Origin of the sequence: Brevibacterium sp. W7.2 (assembly GCF_018137945.1) — a bacterium.
GTDB classification, from domain to species: Bacteria; Actinomycetota; Actinomycetes; order Actinomycetales; family Brevibacteriaceae; genus Brevibacterium; species Brevibacterium sanguinis.
This window is the reverse complement of record NZ_CP073089.1, coordinates 3,545,951-3,564,761: the sequence shown is the minus strand read 5'-3', so window position 1 is coordinate 3,564,761 and position 18,811 is coordinate 3,545,951. Positions and strand designations below refer to the sequence as shown.

At 69.1% G+C, this 18,811-nt stretch carries 18 protein-coding genes and 1 riboswitch; of the genes, 8 read left to right on the top strand and 10 right to left on the bottom strand.

Annotation, left to right across the window (positions count from 1 at the left end; all coding sequences use genetic code 11):
* Positions 1 to 44: 44 nt before the first annotated feature.
* Complete coding sequence (locus tag J9315_RS15995; RefSeq protein WP_198500328.1) at positions 45 to 1,106, top strand: LacI family DNA-binding transcriptional regulator; 1,062 nt, start codon at positions 45 to 47, stop codon at positions 1,104 to 1,106.
* 28 nt (positions 1,107 to 1,134) lie between these two features.
* Here J9315_RS15995 and J9315_RS15990 read toward each other — a convergent pair whose 3' ends face one another.
* From J9315_RS15990 to J9315_RS15970, 5 genes are all read right to left on the bottom strand, one after another.
* Entirely contained in the window at positions 1,135 to 2,520 is a 1,386-nt protein-coding gene (locus tag J9315_RS15990; RefSeq protein ID WP_198500329.1) for a solute carrier family 23 protein, read from the bottom strand.
* 169 nt (positions 2,521 to 2,689) lie between these two features.
* The gene (locus J9315_RS15985) at positions 2,690 to 3,199 is read right to left on the bottom strand and encodes a hypothetical protein (RefSeq protein ID WP_198500330.1); all 510 of its coding nucleotides are present in this window, start codon (positions 3,197 to 3,199) and stop codon (positions 2,690 to 2,692) included.
* Between the two features lie 69 nt (positions 3,200 to 3,268).
* Complete coding sequence (locus J9315_RS15980; RefSeq protein ID WP_198500331.1) at positions 3,269 to 4,084, bottom strand: methyltransferase domain-containing protein; 816 nt, start codon at positions 4,082 to 4,084, stop codon at positions 3,269 to 3,271.
* 125 nt (positions 4,085 to 4,209) lie between these two features.
* Positions 4,210 to 4,569, bottom strand: coding sequence for a DoxX family protein (locus J9315_RS15975; protein WP_211978332.1), 360 nt, complete (start codon positions 4,567 to 4,569; stop codon positions 4,210 to 4,212).
* Positions 4,566 to 5,204, bottom strand: a complete 639-nt coding sequence (locus J9315_RS15970; RefSeq protein ID WP_211978331.1) for a TetR/AcrR family transcriptional regulator — start codon at positions 5,202 to 5,204, stop codon at positions 4,566 to 4,568. Before J9315_RS15970 ends, J9315_RS15975 begins: the two co-directional genes overlap by 4 nt.
* A 115-nt stretch (positions 5,205 to 5,319) precedes the next feature.
* On the opposite strand from J9315_RS15970, the gene J9315_RS15965 reads away from it, so the two are divergent.
* Positions 5,320 to 6,585 carry an Nramp family divalent metal transporter gene (locus J9315_RS15965; protein ID WP_249120941.1) on the top strand — a complete coding sequence of 422 codons (1,266 nt, stop codon included), beginning with the start codon at positions 5,320 to 5,322 and terminating at the stop codon, positions 6,583 to 6,585.
* An 86-nt stretch (positions 6,586 to 6,671) separates the two neighbouring features.
* On the opposite strand, the gene J9315_RS15960 is transcribed toward J9315_RS15965, so the two are convergent.
* The gene (locus tag J9315_RS15960; RefSeq protein ID WP_211978329.1) at positions 6,672 to 8,192 is read right to left on the bottom strand and encodes a lipase maturation factor family protein; all 1,521 of its coding nucleotides are present in this window, start codon (positions 8,190 to 8,192) and stop codon (positions 6,672 to 6,674) included.
* 132 nt (positions 8,193 to 8,324) lie between these two features.
* On the opposite strand from J9315_RS15960, the gene J9315_RS15955 reads away from it, so the two are divergent.
* The 6 genes from J9315_RS15955 to J9315_RS15930 all read left to right on the top strand — a co-directional run bounded on the left by J9315_RS15955 (position 8,325) and on the right by J9315_RS15930 (position 14,819).
* On the top strand, positions 8,325 to 8,987 hold the full coding sequence (locus tag J9315_RS15955; protein ID WP_211978328.1) for a hypothetical protein: 663 nt from the start codon (positions 8,325 to 8,327) through the stop codon (positions 8,985 to 8,987).
* A 225-nt stretch (positions 8,988 to 9,212) separates the two neighbouring features.
* Positions 9,213 to 9,464, top strand: a complete 252-nt coding sequence (locus tag J9315_RS15950; protein ID WP_211978327.1) for a BatC protein — start codon at positions 9,213 to 9,215, stop codon at positions 9,462 to 9,464.
* Entirely contained in the window at positions 9,461 to 10,669 is a 1,209-nt protein-coding gene (locus tag J9315_RS15945) for a cupin domain-containing protein (RefSeq protein ID WP_211978326.1), read from the top strand. The genes J9315_RS15950 and J9315_RS15945 overlap by 4 nt, the downstream gene beginning before the upstream one ends.
* A gap of 20 nt (positions 10,670 to 10,689) precedes the next feature.
* Positions 10,690 to 11,640, top strand: coding sequence for a sucrase ferredoxin (locus J9315_RS15940; protein WP_211978325.1), 951 nt, complete (start codon positions 10,690 to 10,692; stop codon positions 11,638 to 11,640).
* A gap of 4 nt (positions 11,641 to 11,644) precedes the next feature.
* Positions 11,645 to 12,310: a metal-dependent transcriptional regulator gene (locus J9315_RS15935; RefSeq protein ID WP_198500340.1), complete on the top strand. Its 666-nt coding sequence runs from the start codon at positions 11,645 to 11,647 to the stop codon at positions 12,308 to 12,310.
* A gap of 543 nt (positions 12,311 to 12,853) precedes the next feature.
* Positions 12,854 to 12,964: riboswitch (SAM riboswitch) on the bottom strand.
* Positions 12,965 to 13,082: 118 nt separating this feature from the next.
* Positions 13,083 to 14,819 carry a thiamine pyrophosphate-dependent enzyme gene (locus J9315_RS15930; protein ID WP_232623808.1) on the top strand — a complete coding sequence of 579 codons (1,737 nt, stop codon included), beginning with the start codon at positions 13,083 to 13,085 and terminating at the stop codon, positions 14,817 to 14,819.
* Between the two features lie 53 nt (positions 14,820 to 14,872).
* On the opposite strand, the gene erm is transcribed toward J9315_RS15930, so the two are convergent.
* From erm to J9315_RS15910, 4 genes are all read right to left on the bottom strand, one after another.
* Positions 14,873 to 15,970, bottom strand: a complete 1,098-nt coding sequence (gene erm / locus J9315_RS15925; protein ID WP_198500341.1) for a 23S ribosomal RNA methyltransferase Erm — start codon at positions 15,968 to 15,970, stop codon at positions 14,873 to 14,875.
* Positions 15,971 to 16,398: 428 nt separating this feature from the next.
* Entirely contained in the window at positions 16,399 to 16,857 is a 459-nt protein-coding gene (locus J9315_RS15920) for a VOC family protein (protein WP_211978324.1), read from the bottom strand.
* Between the two features lie 26 nt (positions 16,858 to 16,883).
* The gene (locus J9315_RS15915; protein ID WP_198500343.1) at positions 16,884 to 17,480 is read right to left on the bottom strand and encodes a DUF308 domain-containing protein; all 597 of its coding nucleotides are present in this window, start codon (positions 17,478 to 17,480) and stop codon (positions 16,884 to 16,886) included.
* 63 nt (positions 17,481 to 17,543) lie between these two features.
* Positions 17,544 to 18,734 (bottom strand): slipin family protein, encoded by a 1,191-nt coding sequence (locus tag J9315_RS15910; protein ID WP_249120940.1) that lies wholly within the window; start codon positions 18,732 to 18,734, stop codon positions 17,544 to 17,546.
* Positions 18,735 to 18,811: the final 77 nt, after the last annotated feature.

Here is an 18,811-nt window from a genome sequence, read left to right as displayed (position 1 = left end):
CCATCCGCTCCGGGCTGCGCGACCCCGTCCAGTACGCTGAACCCATGTCAGCACCCACCCGGCGGCCCCGCGCCACGATCGCCGATGTGGCCCGTGAGGCCGGCGTCTCCCGGACGACCGTCTCCCATGCGCTCAACGGCCTCGGGAAGGTCAACCCGCAGACCCGCGAGCGGGTCCGGGCCGTCGCAGAGGCCCTCGACTACCGTCCGAGCGTGCGCGCCCAGGGCCTGCGCAAAGGCCGGTCTCGCGCGGTGGCCCTCCTCTCGTCGATGCCCGCAGCCGTGTCGGCTGGGCCCTCCCAGCTCGGCTTCTTCACCGAACTCGCGATGAGCTGCGCCCGCACGGCCCTGCTCAGCGGCTATGTCTTCGTGCTCGCCCCACCGGCGGACGGCGACAGCCCCGTCGACCGGCTCGACATCGACGGAGCGATCCTCCTCGAACCGGAGGCCGACGATCCGATCGCCGCGGCGCTGACCGCTCGCGGCATCCCCTTCGTCACGATCGACGGACCGGAAGCGGTCGACAGCCCCCAGGCACGCGCCTCGGTCGATCTGCATCACACGCAGACCGCGACGCTGCTCATCGATCACCTCATCGCCCAAGGGGCGCAGGCGCCTGCGCTCATCGTCGGCACGAGCGATCGCGGGGCGCAGGTCGCCGCCCGCGACGTCTATCTCTCCGCGGCGGCCGCCCACGGCTTCACCCCGATCATCGCCGAGGCGGATGAGGCCGACGGCGAGGACGGCGGAGCCCGGGCCGCCGCCGAGGTGCTGGCCGACCATCCGCGCATCGATGCCCTGCTCGTGCCCATCGACACATTCGCCGCCGGAGCGGTGCGGGCGGCCGCCGAGGCGGGACGCCGGGTCGGCAGCGACCTGCTCATCGCCACGCGCTATGACGGTCTGCGGGCACGCACGAGCACGCCGCCCCTCACTGCGGTGCATCTCGGACTCGATGCCGTCGCTCAGAGTGCCGTGGAGTCGCTGCTGTCCGTCCTCGACGCCGAACCCGAGGAGGCGAGCGAGCCTGCCACGGCGGAGCCGCCGGCACCGACCCTCATCCCGCGGGCCTCGACGGCCGGCGGGATGAGCGCCGGCGGGGCATGAAGGCCGGTCAGCCGCCTCGGCGCAGGAATCAGATCCGATAGTCGCCCGGTCGCTGTTCGAGCGCGCTCGGGTCGTCAATGGGGGTGCGCGCCTTGGGATGGCGATTGCGCTTGCCCGTGTGATGGAAGAGGAGATTGAGGAGGACGGAGACGAAGGCGGCCATCGCCACGCCGCTGCCGAGCAGTGAGGCGACGTTCGGCGGGAACTGGGAGTACATGCCGGGGATGAGGACGGGCAGCAGTCCCGCGGCGAGACCGACGGTCGCGGTGATGAGGCTGCCGGTCTGAGTGAAGTCGACCCGGGCGAGCATCTGGATGCCGAGCACCGCGATGATCGCGAAGACGACGACGGCGGTGCCGCCGACGACGGCCGGCGGGATCCCGTTGAGGATGCGGGCGAGCGGGCTGAGGCCGATGAGGATGAGGAGGATGCCGGCGAACGCGGTGACGTAGCGGCTGCGGACCCCGGAGGCGCGGACGATGCCGACGTTCTCGCCGCTGGTGACCATCGTCGGAGTGCCGAAGAGGCCGCCGGCGAGTGTGACGAGGCCATCGGCGCGGATGAGGCGGGGGACGTCGCGGCTCGGCTCGACCTTCTTCTCGACGATCTCGCCGTTGATGATCGTCTGTCCGGTGGCCTCGGCCATCGAGGCCAGCGCCCACAGGAGCATGGGGATCGCCGCGATGAGGTCGAAGGTCGGAGGACCGAAGGGGAAGAGCGTGGGCACGGCGACGACAGGACCGTCGAGCTGGCTCCCGAACGTCGTCATTCCCATGAACCCGCCGACGACGGTCCCGCCGACGAGGCCGATGGCGATCGAGAGCCGGCCGGCCATGCCGCGGAGGAAGCGGAAGGCGAGCACGGTGATGAGGATCGTGATGAAGCCGAGGAAGAGGTTGCGCGGGTCGCCGAACGAGTCGCTGCCGGGTTCGCCGACCATGAGTCCGCCGGTGACCTGGATGAGGTTGATGCCGATGACGACGACCATGATCCCGATGACCAGCGGAGGGAAGAATTTGAGGAGTTTGACGAAGAGCGTCACGGCGACGATGTAGAAGACGCCGGTGATGAGGACGGCGCCGACGGCGGTGGAGGGGTCGGTGTCCTGGCTGATGGTGATGAAGAGGATCGTCGCGGCCCCGCCGGGAAGCATGACGAAGGGCAGGCGCACCCCGATCTTCCAGACGCCCACGGACTGGAGGATCGAGCCGAGTCCGGAGAAGACGAAGACCGCGGAGAGGATCGCCGAGGTGGTCCCCGCCGGCAGCGACAGCGCTGAGGCGATGAGGAACACCGAGGAGATCGGTGTGGCGACCATGACGAGCACATGCTGGATCGCGAACGGCAGGAGGCTGTGCACCGGGCGCAGCCTGTCGACGGGGTGGATCTCTGAGGCAGTGGTGTCGGCGGACATCGAATCAGTTCTCCTTCGCTCGTGGCTTCGTCGTCGAAGCCCATCGCGTCCAGCGCCGAGGCGCACGAGTGGCCTGTTCACTGCTGCGGCCAAATCGATTTGTTCAATCGTGCACGGGCAGCGGAGAACTGTCAAGGAGAATTCTTCAGGCGGACGTCCGCCCGCCGGCTCACAGGAGGGCGAAGCTGAGGATGAGGAAGAGCGCGAAGGAGATGACGGGGGCGAAGATCGCGACGGCCGTGGCGATGATGCCCTGCGTGCGGCCGCGGTCGGCGGCGGTCGCGATGATTCCCATGACGAGGCCGCTGAGCCCGGCCAGCGTGCACAGGCCCTGGAGGGCGAAGAGGGTCGTGCCGAGCACCGTCAGCCACGCCGGTGCGTCGGAGAAGTAGCGTCCGTTCGCGGCTTCGGCGGGCCCCGCGGTGGCCCCGAGGATCATCGAGGCGATGAGGGAGAGTGCCGCAGCGCCGACGGTGAGTCCGAGCGCCCACTTCCCGAGCCGCGGCGACGGCGCACCCACCGGGGCGGACCCGGGCACTGGGTCGACAGGGCCGGGCACTGGGTTGACAGGGCCGGGCACTGGGGCAGACGACGTGCGGAGGGCGGAGGGTGCGGCCGGCATCTGCGCGGCCAATTCGTCATCGGTGGGCTGCGGAAACGAGAAGTTCGGCGAGGTCATGTCCCCGACGCTACGGAACCGCGATCCCGGGGCCCAGACGGCTTCCCAATGGGTGGGGTCGGGATATCCTCACTCCTTGATCGCGGCGATGAGGAAGCGCTTCTGCGTCACCTCGATCGGGCGGCGCTCGGCGGCGAGGCGCTCCAGACCGCCGAGGTGGTCGCCGACGACGAAGTCGGGCACGTCCCACGGCACGTACGCGAGGTACTCGATGACGGCCTCGACATCGGTGAAGCGCATCGTCCCCTGCCAGCGGCGGGCCGCCTCGACGCGCAGCCCCTGCTCCTCGACGGCGTCGACGCACGGTTCGAGCTGGATCTCCGGATGCTCGGGCTCCCCGCCGAACCAGTTGCGGAACTCGATCGCCTCGGTGCCGTCGACCTGCTGGGTGAGGAAGAGTCCGCCGGGGGAGAGGACACGGGCCACCTCGGCGATGTCATAGCTCTCGTGCCGGTTCATCACGACGTCGAAGGAGGCATCGGGCCACGGCAGCGGCTCGCCGTCGCCGCTGTCGTAGTCGCTGACCTCGATCCCGAAGGGCTCGAGCGCGGCGGCGGCCACCGGCACGTTCGGCGCCCAGCCCTCGGTGGCGACGATCGAGAGGTCGGGCGCGGTCCCGGGGTGGCGGCCGCGGAAGCGTTTGACGAGGGCGATGAGGCGCTCGCCGCCTCCCGTGCCCATGTCGAGGACGGTGCTCGCGTCGTCCCAGGCCTCGAGGCACATCGTGTCGAAGTCCCACGGGGGATCGTCGGCGACGAGGCGGCCCTCGAGGGCGGTGAAGTTCCACCCGGTCATGGCGGCGGTCTCGTGGATCCAGGTCCACCGGGAATGGCGTTCGGCCGGGGATTCGGCGCGAGCGCGGCTGCTGTCGGCGAATTCGGGCATTTCCACACTCCTTCGTCTGGCGTGGCGGCCGTCACTTCGAGCCTAGCCGAGTCGTCGTGCGATCCGAAGCACCGCAATGTTGCAATCGGTTCACGGTCGTCACGACAGTTCCGCGGGCGGCGAGCTCACACGAGGAAGCACCCGATGAGGACGAGGACGGTGAGGGCGAGCATGCCCAGGCAGTTGAGCCAGAAGTCCCGGCCCGTGTAACCGGCTCGGAGGTGGGCGCCTGCTGCGGTGAGGAAGTAGACGACGAGCCCGGCCATCGCGGCGAGTCCGACCCCGGGAATCCAGAAACCGGCGATGAGACCGGCGACGGCGGTGACCTTGACGACGGCGAGCACCCACCACCAGTCCCGCGGCAGGCCCACCCCGTCGAGGCAGGCGGCGATGAACGCCGGCGGGCGGAACGTCATCGCCGCATCGCCGGCCACGATGACGGCGATGACCGCGACCGGCCACCACGGATCGGGCAGCAGCGTCACGGCGTCCTCCGGAAGCGGGTGTGGAAGGCGATGATGTCCGACAGCGCTGTGACCGCGTCGGCGGCGCTCATGTCGCTGGCCGCCCAGCGGAAGATCACGCCCATGTAGGAGTCGTAGAGGGCCGCGGCGCTCGCCCGAGCATTGTCCTCACTGATCCCGATCGACACGAGGTTGTCCCGCAGGGCCGCCTGCAGATCCCGGGCGAGGCCGTCGAAGACCTGCGGTCGACCGTGGATGCGGATGAGCGCGGCCGCATAGTCCCGGGAGAGGTCCTCATGGGCGGCGAAGAACTCGAGGAACGGCAGGAAGATCCCGAGCAGATGGTCCTGCACCGCCGAGGCGGTGCCCGTGCGCGCGATCGTCGCCGGGACCTCCGAGGTGCCGTCCTGGAGCTGCCCGATCCACCGGTCGTAGCACGCGATGAGGAGAGCGTCCTTGTCCCCGACCGCCATCACCCGGCCCACGGACACCCCGGCAGCCTCGGCGACCCTGCGGATGGTCGTCGCCCGGTATCCCGCGGCGAGGAAGAGCTCGGCGGCGGCCGTGACGATCCGGTCCTCGGTCCGTCGGCGCTGGAGTGAGCGCGGGGATTCCGCGGCGCGCGGAGAATTTGAGTGAACACGTTCACTGGACATGGCTCCACGATACGCCGCCTGTGCGCGGGTGCCAAGGCGCCGAGGTGAATGCTCGGTGACGATGCTGCCGACCGTCCGGGTTGCCGGCCGATGAAAGTTAATGTACCTTAACTTTATGCGCAGGACCTCTCCGTCGGCTCACACTGCGAGCCCCACGACCCCACGGGCGCGGCCCCGCTCGTCGCTCGTGCTCCTCCTCGGTCCTGCCTTCGTCGCCGCCGTCGCCTATGTCGATCCCGGCAATGTCGCGGCCAACCTCACGGCCGGCGCGCAGTACGGCTACCTCCTCGTCTGGGTGCTCGTCGCCGCGAACCTCATCGCCGTCCTCGTCCAGTACCTGTCCGCGAAGCTCGGACTCGTCTCCGGGCGGTCGCTGCCGGCCCTCCTCGGCGATCGCCTCGGCCGGAGGTCACGGCTCGCGTACTGGGGGCAGGCGGAGATCGTCGCGGTCGCCACCGATCTCGCCGAGGTGGTCGGCGGTGCCATCGCCCTGAAGATCCTCTTCGACGTGCCCCTCCTCCTCGGCGGGGTCATCGTCGGCGTCGTCTCCCTCGTCCTCCTCTCCATCCAGTCGACACGCGGGCAGCGTCCCTTCGAGTTCGTCATCATCGGCTTCCTCGCGATCATCGCGATCGGCTTCCTCGCCGGACTCGTCGTCGGCGACGTCGACTGGGGGCAGGCCGCCGGAGGCCTCGTCCCGCAGCTCGAGGGCACGAACTCGCTCGTGCTCGCCGCCTCGATGCTCGGGGCCACGGTGATGCCGCACGCGATCTACCTCCACTCCGCCCTCGCCGTCGACCGGCACGGGATGGTGCCGCGGGCGGAGATTCCGCGACTGCTGCGGGCGAACCGGTGGGATGTCGCGCTCTCCCTCGTCGTGGCAGGCTCCGTCAACATCGCGATGCTCCTGCTCGCAGCAGCCGCGCTGCGCGGGGAGTCGGGCACCGACACGATCGAAGGGGCGCATGCGGTCGTCACGGCCAACCTCGGCGAGGTCGTCGGCCTCCTCTTCGGCATCGGCCTGCTCGCCTCCGGGCTCGCCTCCTCAGCGGTCGGATCCTATGCGGGGGCCTCGATCATGCAGGGTCTCCTGCGCATCGACGTGCCGATCGTGTGGCAGCGGGCGGTGACGATGCTCCCGGCCCTCGCCGTCCTCGCGATCGGCGTCGACCCGACGTGGGCGCTCGTGCTCAGCCAGGTCGTCCTCAGCCTCGGGATCCCCTTCGCGATGGTCCCGCTCGTGCGGCTGACGAGGATGCGCACGGTCATGGGCGAGTTCGCCAACGGGCGGGCGATCACGGTCGCCGCGCTCGCCGCCGCGAGCCTCATCATCGTCCTCAACGTCGTCCTCATCGCCCTCCTCGTCGCCGGCATCGACTAGGTCGAGGAGCCGGGCACCGCACCTGAGGCCCGCCTCGGCGGAGGTACATTGGCGGCCCCGCAGGGAGTCAGCGACCCCGCGGGGAGTCAGCGGTCGCGCAGCGATACGGGCCGGACGATCGTCACCGGGTCGGAGCGGACCCACCACGGCACGGGCTCGCCCGCCGCCCGCGCCGCGCGCCGCTCTTCCCGTGTCGCATACCGGTAGGTGAACATCCGGGCGCGGATGAGGGCGGGAGCCTCCCCGTCGAACGGGTCGGGGCCGAGCAGCCGACGGATGAGCGGATCTCCGGTCGCGAGGCGTTCGAGGAGCACGAGGAACCAGGAATCCCGGTAGTCGCCGAGGGCGGCGAACCACATGAGCCAGTCGAGCCGCAGATGATAGGGCGCGACGATGGGTCCGCGCCGGGTGACGTCACCGGGCTTGCCCTTGAAGACGTATTCCTTCCACCCGTGTGTGCCCGAGGGGTCGAGCGTGCCTTCGATGGCGATCTCGTGGCGGGTCTCCGACATCGACCCGAACGCCCCGTACGCGTTGCCGAGTCCCCAGCGGTTGAAGTGCGCGTTCATCAGCTGCCGCGGCGAGAAGAGGTTGCGCAGCGCCGGGATGTTGAGGATGGCCTGCCAGATGACGAACGCGGTGGTGAGGAGCACCCACCACAGCGGGGACGGCGGGTAGGCAGCGGAACTGCCGGCCGCCTCGGCGATCGTGCTGACGGCGGCGTCGATGCCCCACTCCGGCCACGGCCCGCCGATGATCCAGCGGAGGAAGGAGTCGCTGATGCCCGCGCACGCGAGCAGGATCGTCGCCCAGTTGAGCCACGCGTAGTTGCCGGTGATGACGAGCGCGAGCTGGGTGATGATGATCGCGGTCGCGGCGAACGAGGCGATGGGCTGGGGGAGGAAGAGCAGCCACGGGGCGATGAGCTGGACGATGTGGCTGCCGAGCGTCTCTCCCTTGTGCCACCATGTCGGTTTGAGGTGGGCGCTGCGGCTGAGCGGACCGGGCATCGGCTGCGTCTGATGGTGGTAGTTCATCGCCGTGAGGTCGCGCCACGAACTGTCCCCGCGCATCTTGATCATCCCGGCGCCGAACTCGACGCGGACGGTGAACCACCGCAGCAGGAGGATCATGAGCAGGGGCGGGGCGACCGCGTGGGAGCCGAGGAACCCGACGAAGAACCCCGCCTCGAGGAGCAGGCTCTCCCAGCCGAAGCCGTAGAAGCGCTGCCCGATTGCCGAGATCGAGAAGTAGAGCCACCACATCATGAGGAACACGGGAATCGGTGCCCACGCGGGACCGGCCTGGGGGAGGCCGACGATGACGGTGAGGGCGAGGACGATGCCGACGGCGCAGACGATGCGGAGGTTGCGATCGGAGTACGGAGTGCGTCTCCAGCGGAAGAGGCTCGGGGCCTGCCGTGCCGTCGTCAGGGCGATGAAGCGCGGCGCGGGGAGGAGGCCGTGCTCGCCGAGGAGGGGCGGAAACTGGTTCCAGGCGTTGACGAAGGCGATGAGGAAGAGGACCGCGAAGCCGCGTTGGAGGATCTCGCGGGCGATCGTGTAGTCGCCCGCGTCGAGCAGGGGAAGCAGAGCGGTGACGTCCACGGGATCCTCCTCGCCTCGCAGGTGCCCTTGCAGTCGACTATCGCGCGAATCGGGGATGGGGGCAACAGCGAAAAGCGGCTATTGTCGGGGCTGAGGCGCGATCCCCGCGCTCATCACACCCCAGGAGGCATCATGAGCGATCATCCCCAGAAGACCAAGGAGTCCATCCTCGGCCATCCCGCTCCGCGCGACATCGAGTGGAAGCACTTCATCACGATGTGGGAGAACTATGCCGATCGGGTCGAGCAGGAGTCGGGTGACCGCCTGGCGGTGAACATGAACGGCCACCGTGTCGTCTTCCGCCGTCAGCACGACGGGCTCGTGAGCATCGAGGACGTCGAACGCGCCCGTCACCTCTTCGCCGCCCACGAATCGACCGAGGGCGAGGGGCACCTGTTCGTCGTCACGCTCACCGACGAGGACGCGCGCTTCTACGACTTCGACCTGAGCGCCCATGATGTCGAGGTCGACCAGCACGAGCACGAGAAGAACCCGGACTCCCGCGGCCACCACATGCGCACGGTGGAGAAGAAGACCGGTCGTGACGACAAGCAGGACCTCGACCGGTTCTTCGACGACCTCGTCACCGAGATCGACAAGGCCGCGGCGGGACGCGACTTCGTCCTCCTCGGCCACGGCACGGGAACCTCGAACGCCGCCGACGACTTCGAGAAGTTCCTCGCCCACCGGCACGAGCCGCTGCACGAGCACATCATCGCCGCAGGCGTCATCGACCTCAGCGCCGCCGGTGAGCCGGAGATCGAGAAGAAGGCGCAGGAGCTCGCCGGACGGTGACTGTCTTCGTGCTGCGCGGACTGCCTCGGCGCTGCGGAGACGGCATCGGACCGGGCTGGGTGAACTCGGCGGAAATCCTTGTCCGCCCTGTTCACAACGGCGGGTTTGACACGTAGCCTGTCAGCAAGGCGGCTCGTCCCAACCGGGGACGACGCTGGCCCGCTCCCGGCCAGATCTCAGTGCCGATCGGGTGCCGCCGATGCCATGCGATATCAAGGAGGAATCATGACGGAATCCAACTTCGATCCCAACGAAACCGAAGGCCCGGCCGACGGCGGTGCCGCGGGCACGCCTGGCGTTCACGACGGCGGTGCTGACGGTGGCGCCGAGGGTCCGGCCGACGGCGGAGCCTCGGGCACCCCGGGTGTCCAGGACGGTGGCGCCGACGGCGGTGCCGAAGGTCCGGCCGACGGCGGAGCCTCGGGTGAACCCGGTGTCCACGACGGCGGTGCCGACGGTGGAGCCGACCGGTCTTGAGCAGTCCCACCACTGAGGTCCAGCACCCCGACGCCGCTGCAGGCGCCGGGGTGCTGGAATCCCGGCTCATCGACTGCTCGCGCGAGACCTTCGCCAAGGACTACTGGGGCAGGCGGGCGCTGCTCAGTCGCGGAGTCTCCGACTTCTCCGACCTCTTCTCCTCCCGCGCCGTCGACGAGCTCATCTCCGCCCGCGGCCTGCGCTCCCCGTTCCTGCGCGTCGCCAAGGACGGCGCGACCCTGCCGACGGCGTCCTTCACCTCCCCGGCCGGGGTCGGCGCGACGATCGGCGACCAGCTCGACGACACGAAGCTGTGGAAGCAGTTCCATGCCGGAGCGACCCTCGTCCTCCAGGCTCTGCAGCGCACATGGGAGCCCATCGGCGAGTTCTCGAGCGCGCTCAGCCGCGAACTCGGCAACCCGGTCCAGGCGAACGCCTACATCACCCCGCCGCAGAACCAGGGCTTCGACGACCACTACGACGTCCACGACGTCTTCGTCCTCCAGATCGAGGGCACCAAACGGTGGGTCATCCACGCGCCCGTCTTCGATGCGCCGCTGCGCGACCAGCCGTGGACCGACCGACGCGAGGCCGTGGGCCGGGCGGCGCAGACCGACCCGGTCATCGACGCCGTGCTCGAACCCGGTGACGCCCTCTACCTGCCGCGCGGCTGGCTCCATGCCGCCACCGCCCAGGGCGAGGTCTCCATCCACCTCACCCTCGGCATCCACAACTGGACGCGGTACGGGGTCGCCGAACAGCTCGCGCAGGCGGCGCTCGCCCAGCTCCAGGACGATCCCGCGATGCGGGCGAGTCTGCCGCTCGGGGAGAGCCACCCGAGCCCCGAGGTCCTCGAGGCGATCCGCCAGGCAATGGTCTCCGCGCTCACCGCGGCTGACCCCGGTCCGAGCATCGACCGGATCAGTCGGTCGCAGGCCCGCCCCGCGCCCCTGGGTCCCCTCGCCCAGCATGCGGCGATGCGAGACCTCGACGACGCGTCGCCGCTCACGCTGCGCGCCGGCCTCGATGCCACCCTCGAGGGGAACCGCCTGCGCACCCGGATCGGCTGGTTCGACTTCAGCGACGCCGAGCTGCCCGTCGTCCGCACCCTCCTCGACGGCGATCCGGCGTCGGTCGCCGACATCGGTCGGCCGTTGGCGGAGCGGCTGCTCGCTGCCGGTGCGCTCGTGCCCGCGCTCGGCTGAGCACTGGGGTTGAGGTGACGATGAGCGAGGTCCGGGGCTTCCGCTGCTCGAACGCCGCCCGTGACCGCGGCGACAGCATCGTGGGCACGGCCCCGCGGGGGACGTACTGGGTGCTCATCGAACACCGAGGCGGCTGGCCGATCAACGGCTTCGAGGGCCTCGACATCGACTGGCGCGTGCGGTCCGAGGTCTTCTATGCCGCACAGTCCCTGCGCGCCCGCATCCTCCTCATCCGCCGACCCGGACGGCGCACCCGCGGTGGGCCGGGTGTCTGGGGTGTCATGCACCTCGAGGGTCCCGGCCGCCTCCACCAGATGTGGGGAGAGTGGGAGGACGACTCCGACCTCCTCGCGATCGTCGAGGCACTCGAGGCCTGTGCCGCGCAGTCCGAGACCTTGCAGTCCGAGACCTCACAGTCCGAGACGGGATTGCTGCCGCCGGTCGTCCTCGTCTGCGCCCATGGGCAGCACGATGTCTGCTGTGCGGTGCGTGGGCGACCCGTGGCCGCCGTGCTCGCAGAGCGGTGGCCGGATCTCGTGTGGGAGTGCACCCACGTCGGCGGGGATCGGTTCGCGGCGAACATCCTCGTCGTGCCCGACGGCGTCTACTACGGGGATCTCGATGAGGACACCGCGGTCGACGTCATCGCCGGGCACCTCGCCGATGAGATCGACGGCTTCCACCTGCGCGGCTACACGGATCTCAACTCGCTCGAACAGGTCGCCGTCGCCGCGGTGCTCAAGGAACGGGGCCCGGCCGGACGCTTCGCCTACGGGATCGGCGGCGTCGACTCGGCCGACGGGGTGTGGACGGTGCGGGTCATCGATCGGCGGACCGCCTCGGCGAACGTCGACGTCGACATCACGGTGTCCCGGTCGGACCCGCACTTCCTCACGTGCCGCGGCGTCGAACGCGCCGTCGCCAACGTCTTCACCGTGGTCGGGATGCGTCCCGGCGATCCGCTACGCTGACGACATGCGCGCAGGGGAAGTGTCGGAGGTCAGCCAGGACTATCTCAAGGCGATCTGGTCGGCACGCGAATGGGGCGGGGATCCGATGACCGCGACCGAGCTCGCGCAGCGCTTCGGGACGACGAAGGCCAACGTCACCGAGGTGCTCAAGCGCCTCGACGACCTCGGCCTCGTCAACCGGGTGCCCTACCGGCCACCGGAGCTGACGGCGGCGGGGGAGGAGATCGCGGTGGCGATGGTGCGCCGGCACCGACTCATCGAGACGTTCCTCGTCGAGTCGCTCGGCTACAGCTGGGACGAGGTCCACGATGAGGCGGAGGCGCTCGAGCATGCGGCATCGGACCTGCTCATCGACCGGATCGATGCGTTCCTCGGCCACCCCACCGCGGACCCCCACGGCGATCCGATCCCGGGATCCGATGGGGCTGTGCAGTGCCATGACTCCTCGCTTCTCCTCGCCGAGGCGGTCCCCGGGTCGTACGAGGTCCTGCGGGTCTCCGACGCCGACCCCGAGGTGCTCGCGACCCTCGCCGAGGCGCGCGTGCGCCCCGGCTCGACCGTCGTCGTCAGACGCGCGGCCGCGGGCGGGACGGTCGAGATCGCCGTCATCGGCGCCGCCGGCACCTCCGTCATCGACGCAGCCGCCGCCTCGGCGGTGTATCTGGCCTGAGCGCGCCCCCTCAGGATTCCGGCACGTACTCGAAGACGGCGCCGAGGCACTGCGGAAGGTATGGCGGCGATCAGCCCCTGCGGTGAGGGAACAGCCGCTCCCCATAGAGCAGACACAGAGTCGTGGCATCCCGCGGAGAGAACTCTTCGTCGAGGACGAGCCGCGGCCACGGCTGCCACAGCACTGACTCATACGGAGTGCCCGGCAAAGATCGTGGGTGCGTGACCTGGCGACGGTGCGGGTGCGACGTGAACGCGCTGGCCTCGATCGATGTGAAGGTTCGGAACAGCGATTCGTAGAGGACCGGCGTGAATCCGTCGTCTCGAGCGGCGGTCGCAACTGTCACCCACGCGGGAACTCCCAGGGGTCGACCCTCTTCGAGAGTCGTCCACATCACCGCTTTGATCCCCGCCGGACGAGGATCAGGCGAATGGCGAATGAGGACTCGGCACCAGTGCAGAGCGTCCTGCGGGGAGAAGTCGGTCCACATGTCATGGCGTTCTGGCAGCATTGTGCGGCCTTTCTCGGGTGACGGGCCACCCGGATCGAGTCTTGCCCTGCCGTGCGGCGCGGGCCCGTTCTTCCCCTGGGGCACCCGGTCGATGACGGGTTGCCGTGTGGCCGGCCAGGTACCGTTGGCCACAGCTCGCGAACGTGATACCGATGCTATCCCACCCCACTGTCACGGTCAGGTCACTCACCGACAACCCTCTTCAGAAGTTCGAAAATCAGGACTAGGCTCGAAGACAACGTCGAAAGTGAGGGACAGATCATGGCGCGAACAGTGGCTGACGACCTATGGCACATGCTCATCCAGGCCGGCGTGAAGCGATGCTACGGAATCGTCGGGGACGCACTCAATCCGACGATCGATGCACTCGCCCGACACCCGGAGATCGAGTTCATCCACGTCCGACACGAGGAGTGGGGCACGTTCGCCGCCTCGGCGGACGCCCAGCTCAGTGACGGTCCCGTCGTCGTCTGCGGCACGGCAGGCCCCGGTGTCACCCACCTCCTCAACGGCCTGCTCGACGCCTTCCATGAGATGGCCCCGGTCATCGCGATCGCCGGTGACGTCGAGACGAACATCATCGACACCGAGGCGATCGAGGAGGTCAGTCCGTACGACCTGTTCCGCACGGCCTCGCTCTACACCGGTCGCGTCGTCAACCCGACCCAGGCGCGCGCGGTCTTCCAGCAGGCGATCACCGTCGCCACCGAGGAGCACGGTCCCACGGTCATCGCCCTGCCCGGTGACGTCGCCCATGCGAAGTCGCCGCTCGCAGAGCCCGCGGTCTACGCCTCTTCCCGCGGTTCTGTCCTCACCCCGCACGACGAGGACGTCCAGGCCGTCGCCGATCTCATCAACGGCCACGACCGGGTCTTCCTCTTCGGCGGCAACGGCACGGCCGGGGCCGTCGACCTCGTCAAGCAGCTCTCCGACAAGGCCAAGGCGCCCGTCGGCTTCACGCTCAAGGGCAAGAACTGGCTCGAGGCCGACAATCCCAACGCCGTCGGCATGACCGGCCTGCTCGGATACGGGGCGGCGGCCGACTGCATCAAGCACGCCGATGTCATGCTCATGCTCGGGGCCGACTTCCCGTTCCCCGACTTCCTCGACCGCGGTCACGCGGCGATCGTCCAGGTCGACAACACCCCCTCCCACCTGGGTCGTCGAGTGGCACTCGAGCTGGCGATCCCCGCCGACGTCGGCGTCTTCCTCGAGAAGCTCCTCCCGCTCATCGAGCCGAAGCGAAACGACGAGTTCCTCCGCACCGCACAGCACGTCACCGAGAGCTGGCGGAAGCGCCTGCGCCACTACGTCGACGGGGGCGAGAAGCGCTCGCCGATCCGACCCGAATACCTCGCGTCCGTGCTCGACGACCTCCTCGACGACGATGCGATCGTCACCGCCGACACCGGCACCTCGGTGATCTGGGTCGCCCACCAGATGAGCTTCGGCGGTGATCGGTTCCAGTTCGGGTCGTACTCATGGGCGTCGATGGCCGACGCCTCGCCGTATGCGTTCGGGGCGACCAAGGCGCTGCCCGGACGGCAGGTCGTCGCCCTCTGCGGGGACGGCGGGTTCTCGATGCTCGGCCTCGGCGACCTGCTCACCGAGCGCCAGCACAGGTCGCCGATCGTCCACGTCATCCTCAACAACGAGGAGCTCGACTTCGTCAACATCGAACAGCAGGAGGCCGGGTTCCGACCCTGGGGCACCGAGTTCCCGGCCGCGAACTATGCGGCGATCGCCGAGGGATTCGGCGTCAAGGGCATCCGCTGCGAGGACCCCGCGCGCCTGCGCGACCAGATCGCCGAGGCGCTCGCCCACAAGGACGGACCGGTCGTCGTCGATGTCGTCGTCGACAAGCGCGCGCTCGCCCTGCCGTCGACCATCAACGCTGACCTCGTCGGCAAGTTCACTCTCAGCGTCTTCAAGCGGGCCCTCCGCGGGGAGATCCCCGAGCTGTGGGACGAGGCGAAGGACAACATCAGGCTGCTGTGAGGGCGGAACAGCCCTGCGGGTCCACCCGATCCGGATGGACCCGCAGGGTCGGCTCACCCCTGGCGGCGCGGCAGGTTCCAGCGCGGCTGCGGCTGGGACCTCTTGCCGTGCTGGGGCATGTAGCCGCGCTCGGCCTGGAGATGAGCCTTGTCATGGCTCTTCGCCGAGTTGTCGGCACCGGGGATCGGAGCCTCGAGCCGAGCCGGCGCCTCGGCGCCGACAATGGGCATCTCCCCGGTGATCACCGGCTGGGATCCGGTGATCGGGGCGGACTCCGCGACCGCCTCGGCGAGGGATTTCTGGTCTGCGGGCTTCTTCGCTCCGCTGCCGTTCTTCTTCTGCATTGTCTCTTCCTTTCCTTGTGCCGTCGTCGGCGTGGTGGTCCTGTCAGCGGCCAGCGCCGTATAGAGTCCGGCCCACTGTGCGGGGGTGAGTTCGCGTGGCAAGGCGTCTCCTCTGATGTCGTTGCGGTCCATGGTCGATTGCAGGTGGGGTCGATCGGTGAGCTTCATGTGCGTGAGGATCCCTTTCATTCCGCGTCCGCGACCGGTGAAGGCCGCTCGGACGAACTGCTGGTAGGAGGCCCGATCCCGGTGCGGGACCAGTCCGGTCGCGAGGCGTTCGACGGTGAGCAGGCCGCCGTCGACGCTCGGTCTGGGGGTGAACGCGTGCGCGGGCACGCGGGTGATGAGGCGGAAGTCGAACCACGGACTCCACTGCGCGGTCATCATCGTCGATCCGCCGATCCCGGCGCGCTTGCGCGCGACCTCCCACTGCGTGAGCAGGATCGCCGACTGCCACGTGCGGGCACGGAGCAGGCGCCGGAGGATGGGCGTCGTGAGGTGGAAGGGCAGGTTGCCGACGACCACCTCGGCGTCGAGGTCGGTGCTCAGAGCATCGGCGTGCCTGACGCGGGCGCGGGGGAAACGGTGGGCAAGGGTCTCAATCCTCGTTTCGTCGATCTCCACGAGCGTGAGCGGTCGGCCGAGCCGGTCGAGCTCCGCAGTGACCGCTCCGGCCCCGGGTCCGATCTCGAGGATCGAACCGCTGGTGGCCCGGGCGAGGCCCGCGATCGTGGCGATGGTCTGGCGTGAATGCAGGAAGTTCTGGCCGAGTTCGTGTCGGCCGCCTGCCTGGGAATGGGGTCGCATGATGTGGCGCTCCAGAAGTGGAATGGAGAGCACCCAAGGCTGCGCGCTGCGTCGTCGCTGGTGACAGCGGTTCAGCGGAGGCCCGGATGCCGATGGTCTTCCGGGAGGACAGCGCGCAGCAGCGTTATCGGTGACGAACCGATCCGATGGATCGGGAGTTCCTGACGGTGTGGCTGTCGGGGACAGTCACGAGGGACCGCCTCGGCGAGGTCGGCGGGGAGTCGGGCCCTGAGCCGGGCTCAGCGGCGGACTCGGTCGAACGACCGGAGGAGGTGAGGAACGTGCGCGCTGTCAGGCGCGGCGGTCACGGATGTAGGCGATGCCGGACGCAGTCACTGCGCAGCGAATCAATGTACCCATGGTCATCAAGCTAGCACAGGTCCGCGCACGGGGGCCAGGGTGATCGCCGAGGTGGCCGGCGGTCGCGATCATTCCGCAGCGTCGGGACCGGTACCGGCCTCGCGGCCGTCGGCGTCCGGATCCGGTGCGACGAGGTTGAGCTGCCACGACACCCCGTACCGGTCGTTGAGCCACCCGAAGGGCCCGAATCCGTAGTCCCCGAGCGGCATGAGCGCGCGCCCCTCCTCGCCGAGGAGGCCGGTCCACAGTCGGTCGAGCTCGGTCTGCGAGGTCACGCGGTAGAACAGGGACGTCGACGGGGTGAAGTCGAAGCCGTGCCGGACCGAGCTGTCGATGATGGCGATCTGCTCGTCGGCGATCGCGAACCGCGCGAGCCGCACCTTGCCGGCCATGCCGGGAGTCTCCGGCCCGTACCGGTCGATCATGAGGAGCTCACCGCCGAAGAGGTCGATGTAGAAGTTCAGGGCCTCCTCGGCGCGGCCGTTCTGGAACATGAGGAACGGGGCGAGCTGCTGGATGTCCGACATCGGTGAGGGTCCTGTCGCTGAGGGAGTCATTCGATGACTTCGCCGCTGATGATCTCTCCGCCGCCGTCGCCTCGGCGGTTGATGTGCGGGTCGGCGGCGATGCGGGCTTCGAGTTTCCGCAGGCGCCAGCCGAGCCAGACGAGGGCGATGCCGACGAGGGCGATGAAGATCGAGAGGGTGACGACGAGGGCGGCGATGCCGGCCTCGGGGGCGAAGAGGAAGAAGCCGCCGATGACGATGCCGACGACGCTGATGATCGTCAGCAGCCACCACGCACGCACGCCGAGCTGGCGCACGAAGACGGAGATGCCGATGCCGAAGGTGCTCACGGCGATGATCGTCAGGCCCGCGAGGACGGTGACGACGGCGGCGAAGAGCATCGGGGCGAGGAAGACGATGACGGCGAAGGCGAGCATGAGGATCGTCCGCAGGATGCGACCGCCGCCGCGGGTGCCGCGCGGGGCGAGGACGAGCGAGGTGATCGCGATGAGCGCGACCCAGCAGGCGAAGATCCGGGCGACCACCTCGGCGGTCGCGCCGGGCCAGACCATCATGAGGACTCCGACGGCGAGGGCGATGACGCCATTGACGATGACGGCGGTTCCGGTGCGTTTGAGGTCCATGGACCAAGCGTAGTCAGCGGGGATGGAAGGAGTCTGAACGCTGGGAATCCGGGACGGTCTCGGTCACGTCGGCTGGCGGTGGTCCCTCGTCACCGAGTCCCAGCCGACGACGGGCGGCGGTGTGGGTTCGGAGCCGACGGCCGGTCCGAAGCACGGTGCCTGGGCGGGAGGTGCAGGTGTGTCCGCCGAGGCGGTCGGCTCGTCTGCGCTCTGTGCCTCGTGATCCTGCCCGTCCTCGTCGCCGGCGTCGGAGCGCACCGACTGCGACAGTGCGCGGACCATGCTGTCGAGCTCCTCGAGGGAGTAGCCGGTCGTCTTCATGAACTCGGCGATGGTGATGTCGCGGGTGCCGGTCAGCCCGGTGAGCCGGTCATGGTCACCCGCTGCGGTGTCGATCGCCTCACGGACGCGCTCAGCGACCGGTGCGTCTGAGTCAGCCGAGTGGTCCGAGCCGTCCGCGCTGTCGGCGGCACGGCTCTGACGGTCCGCCGGCCTCGGTGAGTTCGATTCGAGGAAGCGGAGCAGTTCGACGGGGAACGGCAGGACGAGTGTCGAGTTCCGCTCGGAGGCGACTTCGACGATCGTCTGCAGGAGCCGCAGCTGGAGGGCTGAGGGCGTTTCCGACATCGCGCTCGCGGCCTGGGCGAGTTTGTTCGACGCCTGGAGTTCGCCGTCGGCGACGATGATGCGCGAGCGGCGTTCGCGTTCGGCTTCGGCCTGCCGGGACATCGAGCGCTTCATCGCCTCGGGCAGGGCGACGTCCTTGATCTCGACGCGATCGATGTGGATGCCCCAGTCGACGGCGGGGCTGTCGATCATGATCGCCAGACCCTGGTTGAGGCGTTCGCGGTTCGTCAGCAGGTCGTCGAGTTCGCTCTGGCCGATGATCGACCGCAGCGAGGTCTGGGCGACCTGACCGACGGCGAGCCGGTAGTCCTCGACGTCGACGATCGCGCGGCGCGGGTCGACCACTTTGAAGTAGATGACGGCGTCGACGCGGACGGTGACGTTGTCGCGGGTGATGCCGTCCTGTGCGGGGATCGGCATCGTGATGATCTGCAGGCTGACTTTCTGCAGGTGATCGACGAACGGGATGATCGCGGTGAGCCCGGGATCCCGCGCATCGCTGGTGACGCGGCCGAAGCGGAAGACCACGCCGCGTTCGTACTGTTTGACGATCTTGAGGCTGTTGCCGAGCGTGATGGCTCCGACGGCGACCAGTCCGAGAAGGATGTAGAGGAACAACATCGTCATCGCCCCCTTGCGACGCTTGCTGGTCCTTTCAACGGTAGCACCGCTCTGGTCAGATGAACCCATCTCATCTACAATGC

Bases quoted from the DNA above. Each gene is read 5' to 3' on its own strand.
- J9315_RS15995 (WP_198500328.1), top strand. From the start codon at position 45: ATGTCAGCACCCACCCGGCGGCCCCGCGCCACGATCGCCGATGTGGCC.
- J9315_RS15990 (WP_198500329.1), bottom strand. From the start codon at position 2,520: ATGTCCGCCGACACCACTGCCTCAGAGATCCACCCCGTCGACAGGCTG.
- J9315_RS15985 (WP_198500330.1), bottom strand. From the start codon at position 3,199: ATGACCTCGCCGAACTTCTCGTTTCCGCAGCCCACCGATGACGAATTG.
- J9315_RS15980 (WP_198500331.1), bottom strand. From the start codon at position 4,084: ATGCCCGAATTCGCCGACAGCAGCCGCGCTCGCGCCGAATCCCCGGCC.
- J9315_RS15970 (WP_211978331.1), bottom strand. From the start codon at position 5,204: ATGTCCAGTGAACGTGTTCACTCAAATTCTCCGCGCGCCGCGGAATCC.
- J9315_RS15965 (WP_249120941.1), top strand. From the start codon at position 5,320: ATGCGCAGGACCTCTCCGTCGGCTCACACTGCGAGCCCCACGACCCCA.
- J9315_RS15955 (WP_211978328.1), top strand. From the start codon at position 8,325: ATGAGCGATCATCCCCAGAAGACCAAGGAGTCCATCCTCGGCCATCCC.
- J9315_RS15950 (WP_211978327.1), top strand. From the start codon at position 9,213: ATGACGGAATCCAACTTCGATCCCAACGAAACCGAAGGCCCGGCCGAC.
- J9315_RS15940 (WP_211978325.1), top strand. From the start codon at position 10,690: ATGAGCGAGGTCCGGGGCTTCCGCTGCTCGAACGCCGCCCGTGACCGC.
- J9315_RS15935 (WP_198500340.1), top strand. From the start codon at position 11,645: ATGCGCGCAGGGGAAGTGTCGGAGGTCAGCCAGGACTATCTCAAGGCG.
- J9315_RS15930 (WP_232623808.1), top strand. From the start codon at position 13,083: ATGGCGCGAACAGTGGCTGACGACCTATGGCACATGCTCATCCAGGCC.
- erm (WP_198500341.1), bottom strand. From the start codon at position 15,970: ATGCGACCCCATTCCCAGGCAGGCGGCCGACACGAACTCGGCCAGAAC.
- J9315_RS15920 (WP_211978324.1), bottom strand. From the start codon at position 16,857: ATGTCGGACATCCAGCAGCTCGCCCCGTTCCTCATGTTCCAGAACGGC.
- J9315_RS15915 (WP_198500343.1), bottom strand. From the start codon at position 17,480: ATGGACCTCAAACGCACCGGAACCGCCGTCATCGTCAATGGCGTCATC.
- J9315_RS15910 (WP_249120940.1), bottom strand. From the start codon at position 18,734: ATGACGATGTTGTTCCTCTACATCCTTCTCGGACTGGTCGCCGTCGGA.